Here is a 14,613-nt window from a genome sequence, read left to right as displayed (position 1 = left end):
CGCCTCGCCTCAGGCCATTAAGGAGTGGGTCAGGCCAAAGGGTCGAACCTTCGGGACCCAGCCTCGCGGCTCAGCCCTGGCCTTCGCCCACCGGGGCCGTCGGCGCGGCCGGGCGGTTGCGGCGGTCAGCCATGAACTGGTCGAACTCGGCCTTGTCCTTGGCCTGACGCAGGCGGTCGAGGAAGGACCGGAAGTCCTTCTGTTCCTCTTCCAGCCGACGCAGCGTCTCCTGGCGGTATTCATCGAAGGCGCGGTTGCCGCTGGAGGCGAAACCACCGCCGAACCGGCTGCCGAAGTTACGCACCGCTTCCGCGCCCTCTTCCTGCCAGCGGCCGAAGCCGCGCTTGCCACCACAAAACATCCGTCCACTCCCTATCGTGAATGCCAGGACCGCAAGACCCAGAGGCCACCAGGCCATGAAGCCCAGTACCGTGAGCGCGATCCAGGCCGGCTTGCCGTAACTATCGAGCTTCTGTGCGAGCTCCATGGGCGTACCGCTCCTGGGTAGAACCGCCGCGGGCCCCATGCCCGCTCGGGTTAATGTTAATCACATTCACATAGATAGAAATCCGCTCCCCGCTTGTCAATGGGCGCGGTCTGCGGGATTGAAAAGCAAAGGATTGCTTCGATGACCGCATTGATTCCCGACTGGACCGAGGTCGCCGCGCTTTTCGAGCCCGATGGCCGACTGCGCGATCTCTATGTGCTCGACGCCGGCCCCGAGGGCTGGCAGGCCGTGATCGACGGGTTGCGCGCGCTCGACCCGCCGGCCGTCTTCGAGATCGACGGCGAGCCAGGCCTTATGCCCGCCCTGATCGAAGATGTGTTCGCCGTCTGGAAGCGCGCAAGCCCCAGCCTGCGCTGGAATGCGGGCAATGTGGCGATCAACCTTCACTTCTTCCGCAGCGACGACATCGAGTTCGACATCGACCCGGCTGATGTCTGCGAGCCGGAGGACTGGCAGGCGCTCGGCGGGTTCATGCTGTGGCTGGCGGAACGCGCGCAGCGCCCGGTGATCCTGACGCCGGAAAACAAGCCGGACGATATCCTGCTGTTCTGCCGCGGCGCCGGCGCCGCCATCGAAGTCAACCTCGCGGCCGGAGACTGAGTGCAACCTAGCCGCTTGCGCCGAGACCCTTGAGATAGACGAGGAACGCGGCTTCCAGCAGGTCGTCGGGCGCCATGGGCAGCTTGCGGCGGGCGCCGTCGGCGCGGCCGAACAGCGAGGCAACGCCATGCGCCAGCGCCCAGGTGTGCAGCGCCACCATCAAAGCGGGTGGGCGATCCCCGGCCGGCATGGAGGCGACCAGCGTGTCCGCCGCCTCGCGCAGCACGCCGAAGGCCCGCTGGCCAGCCTGATCGAGCGCCGGGTAGGCCTCGTTGCGCAGGCCGGATTCGAACATGGCGACATAGTCCGCCGGATGCTCGCGGGCAAAGGCGAGATAGGCGCGGCCGAGCCGTTCAAAGGCCTCCGCCGGCGCGGGGCGCCCCTCGTTCCAGCCTGCTTCCAAAGCTTTGGTGAAGCGCTCGAAACCGTCGGCCGCGACCGCCGCAAGCAGGTCGTCGCGGTCGCGGAAATGGCGGTAGGGCGCGGCCGGAGAGACGCCGGCGCGGCGCGCCGCCTCGGCGAAAGTGGCGCCGGCGGTGCCCTTTTCGCCAATCAGCTCAAGCGCCGCCTTCATCAGGGCTTCCCGAAGGTTGCCGTGATGGTAGCCGCGCGATTCTCCGCCGTTCCGGGACCAGCTCATGTGAAGGGGACTTACATCACGCCAGGGGCTGCGTCGATGGCCGCGTCAATGACGCCCGCGCCTTAATCACCGCCCTCATCGAACAGCGGCATCTGGTTGACGCTGGCCGGTGCGGCAAGGCCGAGATGCTTGAAGGCATGCGCCGTCAGCACCCGCCCGCGCGGGGTGCGCTGGAGAAAGCCCTGCTGCACCAGATAGGGCTCGATGATCTCCTCAATGGCGTCGCGCGGCTCGGAAAGGGCGGCGGCGATGGTTTCCACCCCCACCGGCCCGCCTCCATAATTCATCGCCACCACGGTGAGATAGCGCCGGTCCATCTGGTCGAGGCCGAGCCCGTCCACTTCCAGCGCCCGCAGCGCGTGGTCGGCGGCGGCGCGGTCGATGATTTCCTTGCCCGCCACCAGGGTGAAGTCGCGCACCCGGCGCAGCAGCCGGCCGGCGATGCGCGGCGTGCCGCGCGCCCGGCGGGCGATCTCGCGGGCGCCGTCCCTGGCGATGGGGATGCCCATCACCCGCGCGCCGCGCGTGACCACCAGTTCCAGTTCTTCCACCGTGTAGAAGTTCAGCCGGATCGGGATGCCGAAGCGGTCGCGCAGCGGCGTGGTGAGAAGGCCTGAACGCGTGGTCGCGCCGACCAGGGTGAATTTCGACAGCGAGATCTTCACCGAGCGCGCCGCCGGGCCCTCGCCGATGATCAGGTCGAGCTCGTAATCCTCCATGGCGGGATAGAGGATTTCCTCCACCGCCGGATTGAGCCGGTGAATCTCGTCGATGAACAGCACGTCGCGTTCTTCGAGATTGGTCAGCAGCGCCGCGAGATCGCCCGCCTTGGCGATGACAGGGCCGGAGGTGGAGCGGAAACCGACGCCGAGTTCGCGCGCCACGATCTGCGCCAGTGTGGTCTTGCCCAGCCCCGGTGGGCCGACGAACAGCACATGGTCCAGCGCCTCGCCGCGCGCCTTGGCTGCCTTGATGAAGATGTCGAGATTGGCCCGCGCCTGCTCCTGCCCGACGAACTCCGCGAGGTTCTGCGGCCGCAGCGAGGCTTCCGCGAGGTCTTCCTCGCGCTTGTCGGGGGCGACGAGACGTTTCGCGTTCATTCCGCCCTCTCCCGGTCACGCGCGGGAAAAACGCCGCCGGCCATCAGCACGCCGGTGACGAGTGCCACCGTCGCCGCGAGAATGGGCGCCAGCCGCACCGCCCGCTGCTCGAACAGCTCGCGAAACGCGCCGAAATCATAGGACACCGCGATGACGCCGAGGGGGAGCAGCGCCACCACCACCACGGCGGCCAGCACGAAGAGCGGGTGGCGCGAGCGGAAGGAAAGGGCAAAGGCGCAGATCCCGGCCACAATGCCACCGGGCACCACGGCGATCGCGGCATAGTTCGCGGAGGCCGCGCTGTGCATAAGCCGCTCGATGGTGAGCACGGCGAGGATCGCTCCGCCATAGGCGAAGATCATCGCCGGAATGCGGGCCGACCACGGCCAGGGCTGGCGCTTCCCCGGCTCGCGCGCGGTGATGAAGCGCAGCATCATCGCGCCAGTTCCTTCAGGCCGAGCCGGATCAGCTTGGCGGCATCGGCGCCCTCGCCGGCCTCGCGCAGGGCGGCGGCGATGGCCGCGCTCGCCTGAAGCTGAGCATAGCCGAGATTGACCAGCGCCGACACCGCATCCGCCACCGGGCCGGGCGCCTGCCGCTCCTCGATCTGTGCCGCGAGCCCCGCCACCGCCGGATCGACGCTGGCGAAGCCCGGCGCCTTGTCCTTCAATTCGGCGACGATCCGGGCGGCGACCTTGGGGCCGACGCCATTGGCGCGCGCCACCATAACCTTATCACCGAGCGCCACCGCATTCGCGAGTTCGGCGGGCGAGAGGGTGGAGAGCACGTTGAGCGCCACCTTGGAGCCGACGCCCTGCACATTCTGCAGCAGCAGGAACCAGCTTTTCTCTGCCGGCGTGGCGAAGCCGTAGAGCCGGATCATGTCCTCGCGCACGAAGGTTTCGATGAACAGCACCGCCGCCTCGCCGGCCTTGGGCAGCGCCTGCAGCGTGCGCCCGGAGCAATGGACGAGATAGCCCACGCCCTGCACGTCGAGGATCACATGGTCGTCGCCATAGCTGTCGACGAGGCCCTTGAGCTTCCCGATCATCGTGCCGCCGCCTTTGCCGTGAGCTTCGGCGGCACCTTCGCCGCCATCTGCGCCTTCATCGCCGCCATGCCCCGATGCTGCGCATGCGTCACCGCCACCGCAAGCGCATCCGCCGCGTCATCGGTGGTGAAATCCGCCTGAGGCAGCAGAATCTTCATCATCAGGCGGATTTGCGCCTTCTCCGCCCGGCCGGCGCCGACCACGGTCTTCTTCACCAGCAAGGCCGCATATTCCGACACCGGCACGCCCGCCAGCGCCGGGGTGAGCATCACCACGCCCCGCGCCTGGCCGAGCTTGAGCGTCGAGGCCGGGTTCACATTGACGAAGGTCTCTTCCACCGCCGCCTCATCGGGGGTGTAGGCGCGCAGAACCTGCATCAGTTCGGTGTGGAGACAGGCCAACCGTTCAGCGAGCCCCCCCTCCTCCGGCGGCATCACCGTGCCGCAGGCGATGAAGCTCAGCCGTGTGCCGGCAGCCTCGATCACCCCCCAGCCGGTGCGGCGGAGGCCCGGATCGAGCCCGAGAATGCGAATCGGCGACGGCACCATATCCTAGGGCGTAGCCGAACAAAGGACGAACGCCTAGGGGAGACGGTGCGCGCGGCGTCCGTGACCCCGCGCATCGTCGCCCATGGTGAACGCGCCGTTAACGCGCGACCTCAGCGTCCTGCACTGAACGCCCCGCTCGCCAGGGTCACCCCCACCCCTGTGGCCACCACTCCGATGATTGCCGCCGTGTCCGGGTATTCGCCCAGCACCGGCACCGCGATCACCGCCGCCAGCGCCGGCACCAATCCGGTGAAGGCGGCGGCCCGGGAGGAGCCCAGGCGTTCGATGGCGATGCCGAACGCCACCAGCGCGACGACACCGGACAGCAGACCCTGGATAAAGAGTTGGATCAGGATTTCGCGGCCATAGCCGCTGGAAACCGCGTCGATCACACCGGGGAGGCCGTAAGGCGTGAGAACGACTGTCGACCACAGCCCGACCAGCCCCACCGTTTCCGTCGCCTTCAGCCCGGTACGGCGAAAGGCGAGTGTGTAGCCGGCCCACATCGTCGCGCCGGCCAGCAACAGGGCATGGCCGCGCCAGGCGCCGTCCTGGGGATAAAGCAGGCCACGCCCGCCAAGTGTGAGCACGCCGAGGGCGATGGCGGCAAAGCCGATAGCCCGCGCCGTGCCCAGCTTCTCGCGGAACACCAGCACCGAGACGGCGGCGACGATCAGCGGCATGGTGCCGGGCAAGAGCGGCCCGACATCGGCCGCCGGGACGAAACGCATCGCCGTCGCCACGTCGAGAAAGAAAAAGGCGCCGGCGCCAAGGAAGCAGAGCAGGAACGGACGCAGTCCCCGCTTCGGCCATAGGCCGATGCGCCACCAGGCGGGTGCGAGCATCACCGCCGGCACGATGAAGCGCAGCCAGCCAATGGTCGCCGGGGGCAGATGCCCGTGTACGGCGTGACGCGTGGAGACGATCCAGCCGCCCCAGATGGCGATGGCAAGAAGCGCGCAGCCGGCGCCGATCAAGCGGTCGGAAGGCGACGGAACTACCGCGCCGCCCGGCGCGGCCAGTGAGACAGACGTATTCATGAGCAAAATCCCGCCGCCTAGCGGCGCAAAGAAGGGGTTCCCGGCGCGGCCGGGACGGGCGTTAGTCGAAATGTGGCGGGCGCGACCGGTCTTCGCAAACGCGTTTTGCGAATAGGCACGTTCGCGAAAACTGATGGATGGGGCCGTTCGATCGCCGATCGTGTTGACGCGACTCGGGCAGAAGACTAGCTCTACGCGCGCAGGCCCCGGCGGCGTGCGCGCTCCCCGGTTCGTTCATGGTCTTCGATCCCGCCCTGGCCTGGGCCTTCCTCACCGCGCTCATTGCCGGCGCGACGCGCGGCTTCTCGGGCTTCGGCGGAGCCCTCATCTTCGTGCCGCTGGTCAGCGCCGCCTACGGCCCGCGCGTCGCCGTGCCCTTGCTTCTGGTCATCGACACGCTGATGACGCTGCCCTTCGTCGTTCCGGCGCTGCGCGCCTGCGTCTGGCGGCAGGTCGCCCCGCTGGCGGTGGGCGCCGTGGTGGCGGTTCCGGCCGGCGTGTGGGTGCTGCAGCACACGGACCCGCTGGTGGTGCGCTGGTCGCTCGCCTTTCTCGGGCTGGGGCTGCTGGCTTTGCTGGCCTCGGGCTGGCGCCACACCGGCCGGCACACGCTGCCCGTCACGCTGGGCATCGGCGCCGTCGCCGGCTTCTGCGGCGGCGCGGCGCAAATGTCCGGGCCCGCCGTCGTGGTCTACTGGCTCGGCAGCGGCCAGCCTTCCGTGCTGGTGCGGGCGAACCTGTTCGGCTTCTTCGCGCTGGTGACGCTGGCCACCGGCTCGTCCTACGCGCTCAACGGCATGTTCACCGCCGAGGTCGGGAGGCTGACCCTGTTTCTCGGACCGGCCTATGCGCTCGGGCTCTATGCCGGCGCGCGCGCTTTTCGCGGGGCCTCCGACCGGCACTACCGCGTCGCCGCCTATTGGGTCATCGCCGCCGCCGCCCTCATCAGCTTGCCGCTGTTCGACACGCTGATCGGGCGGTGAGCGGCGCGCCCCGGATCAGCCGCCCATCTTCGCCATGAAGGCGTCGGACAGCTCGAAATTGGCATAGACGTTCTGCACGTCGTCGTTGTCGTTGAGGTTGTCGACGAGGCGGATCAGCTTTTCCGCCACTTCATCGTCCACCGCCACCGTGTTCTGCGGCCGCCAGACGAGGCCGGACTTGCGCGGCTCGCCGAACTTGGCTTCCAGCGCCCGGGCGACCTCGTGCAGGTTCTCCACCGAGCAGACGACCTCATGGCCGTTCTCGTCCGAAGTCACGTCATCCGCACCGGCCTCGATGGCGGCTTCCAGCATGTCGTCGGCCGAAGCCTTGGCGGCGTCGAACTCCACCGTGCCGATGCGGTCGAACATGAAGGAGACGGCACCGGTTTCCGCCAGCGCCCCGCCGGACTTGGTGAAGTAGGAGCGCACTTCCGAGGCGGTGCGGTTGCGGTTGTCGGTCAGCGCCTCGACGATGACAGCGACGCCGCCGGGGCCATAGCCCTCATAGCGGATCTCGTCATAGTTCTCGGAGTCGCCGCCGAGCGCCTTCTTGATCGCGCGGTCGATATTGTCCTTCGGCATGTTTTCCGCGCGGGCCGCCAGCACGGCGGCGCGCAGGCGCGGGTTCATCGCCGGGTCGGGCATGCCGAGCTTGGCCGCGACGGTGATTTCACGCGCCAGCTTGGAGAACAGCTTGGAACGCACCGCGTCCTGCTTGCCCTTGCGGTGCATGATGTTCTTGAATTGCGAATGCCCGGCCATGGCCGCCTCCACGTCACACCGGGCGGGCCCGTGGCCCGGCCGTGTCGAATGCCTGAAAGAAAAGGTGCGCGGCTTATAGGCGAGAGGGCAGGCGCGCGTAAAGCGCAGAGCGCGTCACCTTACGCTGCTCGGCACTCAGCGGGCCCCGCCGCCTGCCGTGTCGCCATCACATCGTAATGCGTGCCACCGCGGGTCGGGTGGAAGTGGTCGAACCCCATGGCGCGCAGACCGGCCATGAGATTTTCCGGGTCCGCCCATGCGACATCGACTTCGTAGAACACGGACTTCACCCGGTCGGCAAAACGGCTTCGCGCCAGCTCCGCCATCACCACGGGCTCATGACCCTCGGTGTCGATCTTCACGACCAATGGCAGGCCCGGGGCAAGATAAGGCTCGAGGATGGCGGCGGTGGAGATCTGGATTTCCTCGACGGCCTCCGTGCCAGCGAACGTGTTGTGAAGAGAGGCCGCGCCGCTATGGTTCGGCTTCAAGCGGATGTTCACGCGCGCATTCTCGGACGACAGGCCACAATTCAAGGCGACAATCATGCCCGCCAATCCATTGGCACGGATGTTGGAAGTGAGAAAACCGAACGTCTTGTTCACCGGCTCAAGACTGACGGCGCGTTCACAGTAAGGATTCTGAGCGGCGATGAGGGAATAAAGCCCCTGATTTGCCCCGATATCGATAAAAATGAACGGGTAATCGATCTCCCGCAGATAGTTCGAGTAAAATGCTCCATACGTCCCGTTAACACAGAAACGAAAAGTCGCATCGTCCCAATTTTCAGTCAAAAACACACCGTAGAACGATCGAACGATTTTACGGTTGAATAGTTTATTTATCTTTCGAACAATGACCCGCCTGATCCTTCGCGGCGTCTTGGAAACGAAAGACAACCACCCCTGCGTTCTGAGCACGTCCAACATACCCATGCATGCCTCCGATAAAGGAGAGGGGTTGAAAGCGGCTCGACCGCTTCGCCGGCACCCTACCAGAAGTCCGGCATGGCCCCGCACAGGCTACCACCAATGCGCACCGGCGCCACGGCGATTGCGTGCCCGCTGCCATCCGTCTCCACCGCGAGCCCCGACAGCGTGCCCGGCCCAGCCGCCGGCTCGAAACGCGACGACCCGATCTTGCGGGTGAAGCGGCGCAGCGGCTCCTCCTTGTCCATACCGATCACCCCGTCATAGCAGCCGCACATGCCAACATCGGTCATGTAGGCGGTGCCGCCGGGCAGGATGCGGTGGTCGGCGGTCGGCACATGGGTGTGGGTGCCGATGACGAGGCTCGCCCGCCCGTCGCACCAATGGCCGAAGGCCTGCTTCTCGCTGGTGGTTTCGGCGTGGAAATCGACAATGGTGGCATCCGCCACCAAACCCAGCGGGGCAGTGTCGAGCTCGCGGTCGATGGCCGCGAAGGGGTCGTCGAGCGGATCCATAAAGGCGCGGCCCATCATGTTGACCACCAGCACCTGCGCGCCATTATTCGCCTCGATCAGCGCCGCCCCGCGTCCAGGCGTGCCGGGCGGATAATTGGCGGGGCGAACGAGGCGCGGCGCCCGCGCGATGAACACGAGCGCTTCGCGCTGGTCGAAGGCGTGGTTGCCGAGCGTGACCGCGTCGGCGCCGGCCTCTAGGAATTCCTCATAGATCGCCTCGGTAATGCCGAAGCCACCGGCGGCGTTCTCCCCGTTCACGACCACGAAATCGAGCGCCCATTGGCGGCGCAGGCGCGGCAGGTGCTCCAGCACGACCTGGCGGCCGGGACGCCCGACCACGTCACCGAGGAAAAGAAGCCGCATGCGTCACTCCTCGGCCGGGCGGACCACGCCAGCATCGGTGGCGATGGCGTCGAGACGTTCATCATGCGCCTCCGCCGGTACGGCGGGCAATTCCTGCACCGCGAAGGCGTAGCCCAGCGCCTCGACGCGTTTGGCGTGGCGCAGCAGGCTGAGGGTGCGATCATAGAAGCCCGCACCATAGCCGAGCCGGTTGCCCCGCGCATCGAAGCCGGCGAGCGGCACGACGAGCACATCGGGCGAGACGGCTGGCGCGCCCTCGGGCGGGGCGGGAATGGCCATGCGGCCGGGACCCGCGGAGGGGACGAGAGTGACCCCCGGCTCCCACAGCCGGAACAGCAGCGGCTTGCCGATTTCCAGCACGATCGGCAGGGCGATGCACGCGCCGGCCTCTCGCAGCCGACGCACCAGCGGATCGGTATCGATCTCGCCGCCAATCGACGCGAAAACGGAGACGACTTCGCCCTGCACCGCGCCGAGCCATTCCATGGCATGGGTGGCCGCCGCCTCGGCCGCTGCCGCGCGCGCGGCCGGTTCGAGCGCCGCCCGCCGGGCGAGTGCCACGGTGCGGAGGCTGGCCTTGTCGAGTTGGGCGTCTGTCACAAGAGGCATGATGCAATGAGTGCGGAGCCACGATGGCCGTTGGAGGCTCGATCCCGGGAACCTACAACGTAGGTGGGCGCCGTGTGTCCAAGCCCAGGGGCAAGGTCAGGGACAGCTCCCTTTGAGATCGATAAGGCCCCGGAAATATATGCTCCTGACGAACCCCGCAGCCCCGCGTGACAAATCTAGGACGCCGCAGGGCAAATTGCCAGAGGGGGATGACGGGGGCTGAACAGCTTTCGGTGATCGGACAACATCACCCCGGCCGACGCACCGCGTCGAGCCGGGATCGCTCGAAAGACCGGAACCGATCCCCGCTCGCCTTGCGACGGTTCGGGATGACGGCTGAAGCCTCACTCCACGGCGAGCATGATCTTGCCGATATGGGCGCTGCTCTCCATCCGGGCATGGGCCTCGCTGGCCTTTTCCAGCGGAAAGCTCTGATCCATGACAGGCTTGACCTTGCCGGCCTCGATCAGCGGCCACACCTTCTCGACCAGCGACGCGGCGATCGCCGCCTTCTCCGCCTTGGGCCGGGAGCGCAGGGTTGAGCCCATATGCGACAGGCGCTTGAGCATCAGCCGCATGAAGTCGATCTGCACCTTGGAGCCTTCCATGAAGGCGATCTGCACCAGCCGGGCCTGCGGCGCGGCGGCCTCGTAATTGCGGGCGATATAGGAGCCGCCCACCATGTCGAGAATGACGTTGACGCCCTTGCCGCCACTCTTCTCCTTCACCACGGCGACGAAGTCCTCCGTCTTGTAGTCGATGGCGACATCGGCGCCGAGCTGGCGGCAGACCTCGCACTTCTCGGCGCTGCCGGCAGTGGTGAACACGGTGGCCCCAAAGGCCTTGGCCAGCTGGATCGCCGTCGTGCCGATGCCGGAGGTGCCGCCATGGACGAGAAAGCGCTCGCCCTCCTTCAGCCCGGCGAGGTCGAACACATTCGTCCAGACCGTGAAAAAGGTCTCCGGCAGCGCCGCCGCCTCGACCATGGAAAGGCCCGCAGGCACCGGCAGGGCAGATCCCTCATCCGCCAGACAATACTGGGCATAGCCGCCGCCGGAGACCAGCGCACACACCTTGTCGCCGAGCTTCCAGCGCGTCACGCCCGCGCCGAGCGCCACCACCTCACCGGCGATTTCGAGGCCGGGAATGTCCGGCGCGCCGGGCGGCGGCGGGTAAAGCCCCTTGCGCTGCATCACATCCGGGCGATTGACGCCGGCGGCAGCCACCTTGACCAGGATTTCGCCCGCGCCCGGCACCGGCACCGGGCGCTCCACGGGAACCAGGGCTTCCGGTCCACCCGGCGTGGGCAGGCCGATGGCGGTCATGGTGGCGGGCAGCTCGGTCACGGCGTCGTCCTCATCCCGTTCGAATGTCCCGTCCGTCCTAGGTCAAGCCGCCAGTGCTGGCAACCGCGCACGGGGACGGCTAAGTTCGTTGCATGTGCCGTGCGACGAACAGGAGCAGAGCGATGGCGATCGACGATGACCTTTTCCCCCCGGCAGCACTGGCAGCGAAGCCCGCGACCCACATGGTGGGCACCGATATTTCCGTCCTCTCGGAGACCGAGATCGAGGAGCGCATCGTTCAGCTCGCCGGCGAGATCGAGCGGCTGAAACGGGCGCTGGAGGCCAAGCGCGCCTCCCGCCTCGCCGCCGAGAACGTGTTCAAGCGCTGAGGCCTTAACCCCCGATTAAGGTTTCCGACCTATTACTGGCGCCGGTCCTTTTTGACCGCGAGTGGCCTCTGTCCACTCTGTTTGACGCATCCCTGTCTACCACTTTACGAGCCGCCCCCTGGGCGGCTCTTTTTTCATCCCCGCTATCCCACGCCGGTATCAGACCGAACGCGATTCCACACAGGCCGGCTGGACAGCGCGGCACGGCTGCGCGACAGACAGCGGTGTCAGGCGCCGCCGGGCGTCGTTGAGGGTTTCGCCGCGATGGGCAGCTTCCGCGAAGATTCGGACAAGGACAGCACCCCGGAGGCGGACCGCGCCGCGCCGGGCACGCTGGCGTCGGCGGAGATGATCCGTTTTGCCGAGCGGCGCCTCGCCTCCCCCGCCTTCTTCAGCCTGTTTCAGGAAGGCATGGCGCTGGTCGAGGAAACCGCCGCCTATCTCGATGGAGAGGGCCGCACGGCCAGCGCCGCGCTCTCGCGCGGTCGCCTTGCCGCCTATGTGCAGCAGAGCATGCGGCTGTCCACGCGGCTGATGCAGCTCGCCTCCTGGCTGCTGCTGCGACGCGCCGTGGCGGAAGGCGAGATGGCGGAGGCGACCGCCCGCCGCGAAGCCGCCAAGATCGACATAACGGGTCCGCTGCGGGACATCGACGCGGAAGCGCTGCTGCCCGAGCCGCTGACCGATCTCATCGCCCGCAGCTTCGAGCTTCAGCGGCGGATCGCGCAGCTCGACGCCGCCCTCGCCGCGCCATCGGCGGCGGATATGGCCGCCCTGCGACCGAATGTCGTCGCCGGGCAGATCGGCCGGCTGCGTCGCGCCTTTGAGCGCCGCTGACATCGCGTGCGACGCGCGGACGCCTCCGTCAAAACCAGGGCAAACGAAAACCCTCGCGCCAGGCCGAACCCGGCGCGAGGGTTGATGTCGTTGCGTCGCGCGGCGTCGGCGAGGACGCCAATCCCCGGCCGATCAGGCCTTGAGGAAGCCCGCGAACTTCTTCTGGAACTTGGACACGCGGCCGGCGCGGTCGAGCAGCTGGCCGGAGCCGCCGGTCCAGGCCGGGTGCGAGGTCGGGTCGATATCGAGCTGGAGGACATCGCCCTCCTTGCCCCAAGTCGTCCGGGTCGTGTACTCGGTGCCGTCCGTCATCACCACCTTGACGAAGTGGTAGTCGGGATGGATGTCGCTCTTCATGGGTAGCATCCTCAGCCGCCGCAGGCCGGCCCCTCACGGGAGCCATGCGGCGATCTACAAAACGATCCTGCCGGAAATCCGAGCGGCTCTATAACCGAGACATGCCTGTGACACAAGCCGCCTCCAAGCCTTCAAATGCCGCGTCCACCGAAGCCTCCGCGCCGGCCCTGCCGGAAAAGCCAGCCACGCGCCGCCCGCGCCTGAAGCCGCTGATGGCGCTGTGGCCGCATCTCATGCGCTATCGCGGCCGGGCTGTGGCGGCGCTCACCGCCCTGCTGGTCGCCGCCGTCGCGACTCTGGTGGTGCCGATCGCGGTGCGGCGGATGATCGATTTCGGCTTCGACGAAAGCCATGCCGGCTTCATCGACCGCTATTTCGCGGTCATGATCGGCGTGGTGGCGGTGCTCTCGCTGGCCTCGGCGGCACGCTATTATCTCGTCATGACGCTTGGCGAGCGGATCGTCGCGGACCTGCGCTCACAGGTCTTTGCCCATCTCCTCACCCTCGACGGCGCGTTCTATGACAGCGCCAAGTCGGGCGAATTGATTTCGCGACTCACCGCCGACACCACGCAGATCAAGTCGACCGTCGGCGCCTCGGCCTCCATCGCGCTGCGCAACATCCTGCTGTTCATCGGCGCCACCATCATGATGGTCATCACCAGCCCCTGGCTGGCGGCGACGCTGCTGGTGGCGATTCCGGTCATCGTCGCGCTGCTGATCGGCGCCGGGCGCGGCGTGCGCAAGCGCTCGCGCGGGGCGCAGGACACGCTGGCGGAAGCCTCCGCCTATGCCGCCGAAGCCATCGGCTCGGTGCGCAGCCTTCAGGCAAACACCGCCGAGGGCGCCGCCGCGCGCCTGTTCAGCGGCGAGGTCGAGCACGCCTTCGACGCCGCCCGCAACGCCGTGCGGGCGCGCGCCTTTCTCACCGGCGTCGGCATCTTCCTCGTCTTCGCCAGCGTGGTCGGCATCTTGTGGGCCGGTGCCAATGCCGTCCTCGCCGGCCAAATGAGCGCCGGCACGCTTGGCCAGTTCGTGCTCTACGCCGTGCTGGCGGCGAGCGGTCTCGGCCAGCTCGGCGAGGTGTGGGGCGAGATTTCGCAGGCCGCCGGCGCCACCGAGCGCATCGCCGAATTGCTGGCGGAAAAGCCGAAAGTGGCGCCCCCCGCCGCGCCCATTGGCCTGCCTCAGCCGGCGCGCGGCGCCGTCGCCTTCGAGAATGTCGCCTTCGCCTACCCCGCGCGGCCGGACCTGCCGGCGCTCTCGGGCGTGAGCTTCGCGGTGAAGCCCGGCGAGCGGGTGGCGGTGGTCGGCCCCTCCGGGGCGGGCAAGAGCACGCTGTTCCAGCTTCTGCTGCGCTTCTACGATCCCGTCGCCGGGCGGGTGCTGGTCGACGGCGTCGACATCGCCGAGGCCGACCCGGAAGCGGTGCGCGCGCGCATCGCACTGGTGCCGCAGGATGTCGCCATCTTCGCCACCTCGATCCGCGAGAACATCCGCCTCGGGCGGCCCGATGCCACCGATGGGGAAGTGGAGGAAGCCGGCCGGCTGGCCCGTGCCGACGAATTCGTCGCCCGCCTGCCCGAGGGCTGGGAGACCCCAGTGGGCGAGCGCGGCGTCACGCTCTCCGGCGGCCAGCGCCAGCGCCTCGCCATCGCCCGCGCCATATTGCGGCAGGCGCCGATCCTGCTGCTGGACGAGGCCACCTCGGCGCTGGACGCCGAAAGCGAGACGCTGGTGCAGCAGGCGCTGGACCTTTCGATGCAGGGTCGCACCACCCTCGTCATCGCCCACCGGCTGGCGACCGTGCTCTCCGCCGACCGCATCCTCGTCATGGAAGGAGGTCGCATCGTCGAGGAGGGCACCCATGCCAGCCTCGTCGGGCGCGGCGGGCTCTATGCACGGCTGGCGGCGCTGCAATTCGGCGAGGCGATGGCCGGCGGCTGAAGCCGCGGCGTCCGCGTCGCTGCCACCTCGGCCCGTGTCCGCCGGGTTTCCCGTTGCCGGCCTGAACCATCGCGCGGCTCCCGCATTGACGTCGGACACGCAGCCCGTGGCACGGCGGCATCAGGCGTGCCGCATTGGCACCGGCCCAAC

Annotated in this window: 18 protein-coding genes and 1 other RNA gene; 5 read left to right on the top strand and 14 right to left on the bottom strand. The window is 67.9% G+C overall.

Features of this window, described 5'->3' with window-relative positions; all coding sequences use genetic code 11:
• Nucleotides 1-70: 70 nt before the first annotated feature.
• Nucleotides 71-487: a DUF2852 domain-containing protein gene (locus ACP2AH_RS06145; protein ID WP_425104998.1), complete on the bottom strand. Its 417-nt coding sequence runs from the start codon at nucleotides 485-487 to the stop codon at nucleotides 71-73.
• A 99-nt stretch (nucleotides 488-586) separates the two neighbouring features.
• Between ACP2AH_RS06145 and ACP2AH_RS06140 the strand changes: the two genes are divergently transcribed.
• On the top strand, nucleotides 587-1,108 hold the full coding sequence (locus ACP2AH_RS06140) for a hypothetical protein (RefSeq protein ID WP_425104997.1): 522 nt from the start codon (nucleotides 587-589) through the stop codon (nucleotides 1,106-1,108).
• A gap of 7 nt (nucleotides 1,109-1,115) precedes the next feature.
• On the opposite strand, the gene ACP2AH_RS06135 is transcribed toward ACP2AH_RS06140, so the two are convergent.
• The 6 genes from ACP2AH_RS06135 to ACP2AH_RS06110 form a co-directional block, all read right to left on the bottom strand.
• The gene (locus ACP2AH_RS06135; RefSeq protein ID WP_425104996.1) at nucleotides 1,116-1,748 is read right to left on the bottom strand and encodes a TetR/AcrR family transcriptional regulator; all 633 of its coding nucleotides are present in this window, start codon (nucleotides 1,746-1,748) and stop codon (nucleotides 1,116-1,118) included.
• Between the two features lie 62 nt (nucleotides 1,749-1,810).
• A complete protein-coding gene (ruvB, locus tag ACP2AH_RS06130; RefSeq protein WP_425104995.1) occupies nucleotides 1,811-2,848 on the bottom strand; it encodes a Holliday junction branch migration DNA helicase RuvB in 1,038 nt (345 codons plus the stop codon).
• Complete coding sequence (locus tag ACP2AH_RS06125) at nucleotides 2,845-3,285, bottom strand: hypothetical protein (protein WP_425104994.1); 441 nt, start codon at nucleotides 3,283-3,285, stop codon at nucleotides 2,845-2,847. Before ACP2AH_RS06125 ends, ruvB begins: the two co-directional genes overlap by 4 nt.
• Nucleotides 3,282-3,899: a Holliday junction branch migration protein RuvA gene (ruvA, locus tag ACP2AH_RS06120; RefSeq protein ID WP_244450634.1), complete on the bottom strand. Its 618-nt coding sequence runs from the start codon at nucleotides 3,897-3,899 to the stop codon at nucleotides 3,282-3,284. The genes ACP2AH_RS06125 and ruvA overlap by 4 nt, the downstream gene beginning before the upstream one ends.
• Nucleotides 3,896-4,447: a crossover junction endodeoxyribonuclease RuvC gene (gene ruvC, locus ACP2AH_RS06115; RefSeq protein ID WP_425104993.1), complete on the bottom strand. Its 552-nt coding sequence runs from the start codon at nucleotides 4,445-4,447 to the stop codon at nucleotides 3,896-3,898. The genes ruvA and ruvC overlap by 4 nt, the downstream gene beginning before the upstream one ends.
• Nucleotides 4,448-4,557: 110 nt before the next feature.
• Nucleotides 4,558-5,487 carry a DMT family transporter gene (locus ACP2AH_RS06110; RefSeq protein WP_425104992.1) on the bottom strand — a complete coding sequence of 310 codons (930 nt, stop codon included), beginning with the start codon at nucleotides 5,485-5,487 and terminating at the stop codon, nucleotides 4,558-4,560.
• A 236-nt stretch (nucleotides 5,488-5,723) separates the two neighbouring features.
• Between ACP2AH_RS06110 and ACP2AH_RS06105 the strand changes: the two genes are divergently transcribed.
• The gene (locus ACP2AH_RS06105; protein WP_425104991.1) at nucleotides 5,724-6,470 is read left to right on the top strand and encodes a TSUP family transporter; all 747 of its coding nucleotides are present in this window, start codon (nucleotides 5,724-5,726) and stop codon (nucleotides 6,468-6,470) included.
• A gap of 15 nt (nucleotides 6,471-6,485) precedes the next feature.
• Here ACP2AH_RS06105 and ACP2AH_RS06100 read toward each other — a convergent pair whose 3' ends face one another.
• From ACP2AH_RS06100 to ACP2AH_RS06075, 6 genes are all read right to left on the bottom strand, one after another.
• On the bottom strand, nucleotides 6,486-7,232 hold the full coding sequence (locus ACP2AH_RS06100; protein ID WP_425104990.1) for a YebC/PmpR family DNA-binding transcriptional regulator: 747 nt from the start codon (nucleotides 7,230-7,232) through the stop codon (nucleotides 6,486-6,488).
• A 119-nt stretch (nucleotides 7,233-7,351) separates the two neighbouring features.
• Nucleotides 7,352-8,167, bottom strand: a complete 816-nt coding sequence (locus ACP2AH_RS06095; RefSeq protein WP_425104989.1) for an FkbM family methyltransferase — start codon at nucleotides 8,165-8,167, stop codon at nucleotides 7,352-7,354.
• Between the two features lie 56 nt (nucleotides 8,168-8,223).
• Complete coding sequence (locus tag ACP2AH_RS06090) at nucleotides 8,224-9,039, bottom strand: TIGR00282 family metallophosphoesterase (RefSeq protein ID WP_425104988.1); 816 nt, start codon at nucleotides 9,037-9,039, stop codon at nucleotides 8,224-8,226.
• A gap of 3 nt (nucleotides 9,040-9,042) precedes the next feature.
• Nucleotides 9,043-9,648: a 5-formyltetrahydrofolate cyclo-ligase gene (locus ACP2AH_RS06085; protein ID WP_425104987.1), complete on the bottom strand. Its 606-nt coding sequence runs from the start codon at nucleotides 9,646-9,648 to the stop codon at nucleotides 9,043-9,045.
• A gap of 11 nt (nucleotides 9,649-9,659) precedes the next feature.
• Nucleotides 9,660-9,815: non-coding RNA, 6S RNA (gene ssrS, locus ACP2AH_RS06080), on the bottom strand.
• A gap of 177 nt (nucleotides 9,816-9,992) precedes the next feature.
• Nucleotides 9,993-10,994 carry an NAD(P)H-quinone oxidoreductase gene (locus tag ACP2AH_RS06075; RefSeq protein WP_425104986.1) on the bottom strand — a complete coding sequence of 334 codons (1,002 nt, stop codon included), beginning with the start codon at nucleotides 10,992-10,994 and terminating at the stop codon, nucleotides 9,993-9,995.
• Nucleotides 10,995-11,116: 122 nt separating this feature from the next.
• On the opposite strand from ACP2AH_RS06075, the gene ACP2AH_RS06070 reads away from it, so the two are divergent.
• On the top strand, nucleotides 11,117-11,323 hold the full coding sequence (locus ACP2AH_RS06070; protein ID WP_425104985.1) for a DUF1192 domain-containing protein: 207 nt from the start codon (nucleotides 11,117-11,119) through the stop codon (nucleotides 11,321-11,323).
• Nucleotides 11,324-11,587: 264 nt separating this feature from the next.
• Nucleotides 11,588-12,160, top strand: coding sequence for a DUF1465 family protein (locus tag ACP2AH_RS06065; RefSeq protein ID WP_425104984.1), 573 nt, complete (start codon nucleotides 11,588-11,590; stop codon nucleotides 12,158-12,160).
• Nucleotides 12,161-12,292: 132 nt separating this feature from the next.
• Here ACP2AH_RS06065 and rpmE read toward each other — a convergent pair whose 3' ends face one another.
• Complete coding sequence (rpmE, locus tag ACP2AH_RS06060; protein ID WP_244450624.1) at nucleotides 12,293-12,517, bottom strand: 50S ribosomal protein L31; 225 nt, start codon at nucleotides 12,515-12,517, stop codon at nucleotides 12,293-12,295.
• A 101-nt stretch (nucleotides 12,518-12,618) separates the two neighbouring features.
• Here rpmE and ACP2AH_RS06055 point away from each other — a divergent pair, with 101 nt between their 5' ends.
• Nucleotides 12,619-14,463: an ABC transporter transmembrane domain-containing protein gene (locus ACP2AH_RS06055; protein WP_425104983.1), complete on the top strand. Its 1,845-nt coding sequence runs from the start codon at nucleotides 12,619-12,621 to the stop codon at nucleotides 14,461-14,463.
• The last annotated feature ends 150 nt before the right edge of the window (nucleotides 14,464-14,613 follow it).

This window comes from Ancylobacter sp., assembly GCF_965249975.1.
In the GTDB taxonomy this organism is placed as follows: Bacteria; Pseudomonadota; Alphaproteobacteria; order Rhizobiales; family Xanthobacteraceae; genus Ancylobacter.
Note: the sequence above shows the minus strand (reverse complement) of the source record. Positions and strands in the feature narration are given on the sequence as shown.

Excerpts from the sequence above, each read along its gene's own strand:
- ACP2AH_RS06105 (WP_425104991.1), top strand. The coding sequence starts at position 5,724 with ATGGTCTTCGATCCCGCCCTGGCCTGGGCCTTCCTCACCGCGCTCATT.
- ACP2AH_RS06145 (WP_425104998.1), bottom strand. The coding sequence starts at position 487 with ATGGAGCTCGCACAGAAGCTCGATAGTTACGGCAAGCCGGCCTGGATC.
- ACP2AH_RS06095 (WP_425104989.1), bottom strand. The coding sequence starts at position 8,167 with ATGGGTATGTTGGACGTGCTCAGAACGCAGGGGTGGTTGTCTTTCGTT.
- ruvC (WP_425104993.1), bottom strand. The coding sequence starts at position 4,447 with ATGGTGCCGTCGCCGATTCGCATTCTCGGGCTCGATCCGGGCCTCCGC.
- ACP2AH_RS06070 (WP_425104985.1), top strand. The coding sequence starts at position 11,117 with ATGGCGATCGACGATGACCTTTTCCCCCCGGCAGCACTGGCAGCGAAG.
- ACP2AH_RS06125 (WP_425104994.1), bottom strand. The coding sequence starts at position 3,285 with ATGATGCTGCGCTTCATCACCGCGCGCGAGCCGGGGAAGCGCCAGCCC.
- ACP2AH_RS06055 (WP_425104983.1), top strand. The coding sequence starts at position 12,619 with ATGCCTGTGACACAAGCCGCCTCCAAGCCTTCAAATGCCGCGTCCACC.
- ruvA (WP_244450634.1), bottom strand. The coding sequence starts at position 3,899 with ATGATCGGGAAGCTCAAGGGCCTCGTCGACAGCTATGGCGACGACCAT.
- ACP2AH_RS06065 (WP_425104984.1), top strand. The coding sequence starts at position 11,588 with ATGGGCAGCTTCCGCGAAGATTCGGACAAGGACAGCACCCCGGAGGCG.
- ruvB (WP_425104995.1), bottom strand. The coding sequence starts at position 2,848 with ATGAACGCGAAACGTCTCGTCGCCCCCGACAAGCGCGAGGAAGACCTC.
- ACP2AH_RS06135 (WP_425104996.1), bottom strand. The coding sequence starts at position 1,748 with ATGAGCTGGTCCCGGAACGGCGGAGAATCGCGCGGCTACCATCACGGC.
- ACP2AH_RS06090 (WP_425104988.1), bottom strand. The coding sequence starts at position 9,039 with ATGCGGCTTCTTTTCCTCGGTGACGTGGTCGGGCGTCCCGGCCGCCAG.
- ACP2AH_RS06110 (WP_425104992.1), bottom strand. The coding sequence starts at position 5,487 with ATGAATACGTCTGTCTCACTGGCCGCGCCGGGCGGCGCGGTAGTTCCG.
- rpmE (WP_244450624.1), bottom strand. The coding sequence starts at position 12,517 with ATGAAGAGCGACATCCATCCCGACTACCACTTCGTCAAGGTGGTGATG.
- ACP2AH_RS06100 (WP_425104990.1), bottom strand. The coding sequence starts at position 7,232 with ATGGCCGGGCATTCGCAATTCAAGAACATCATGCACCGCAAGGGCAAG.
- ACP2AH_RS06140 (WP_425104997.1), top strand. The coding sequence starts at position 587 with ATGGGCGCGGTCTGCGGGATTGAAAAGCAAAGGATTGCTTCGATGACC.
- ACP2AH_RS06085 (WP_425104987.1), bottom strand. The coding sequence starts at position 9,648 with ATGCCTCTTGTGACAGACGCCCAACTCGACAAGGCCAGCCTCCGCACC.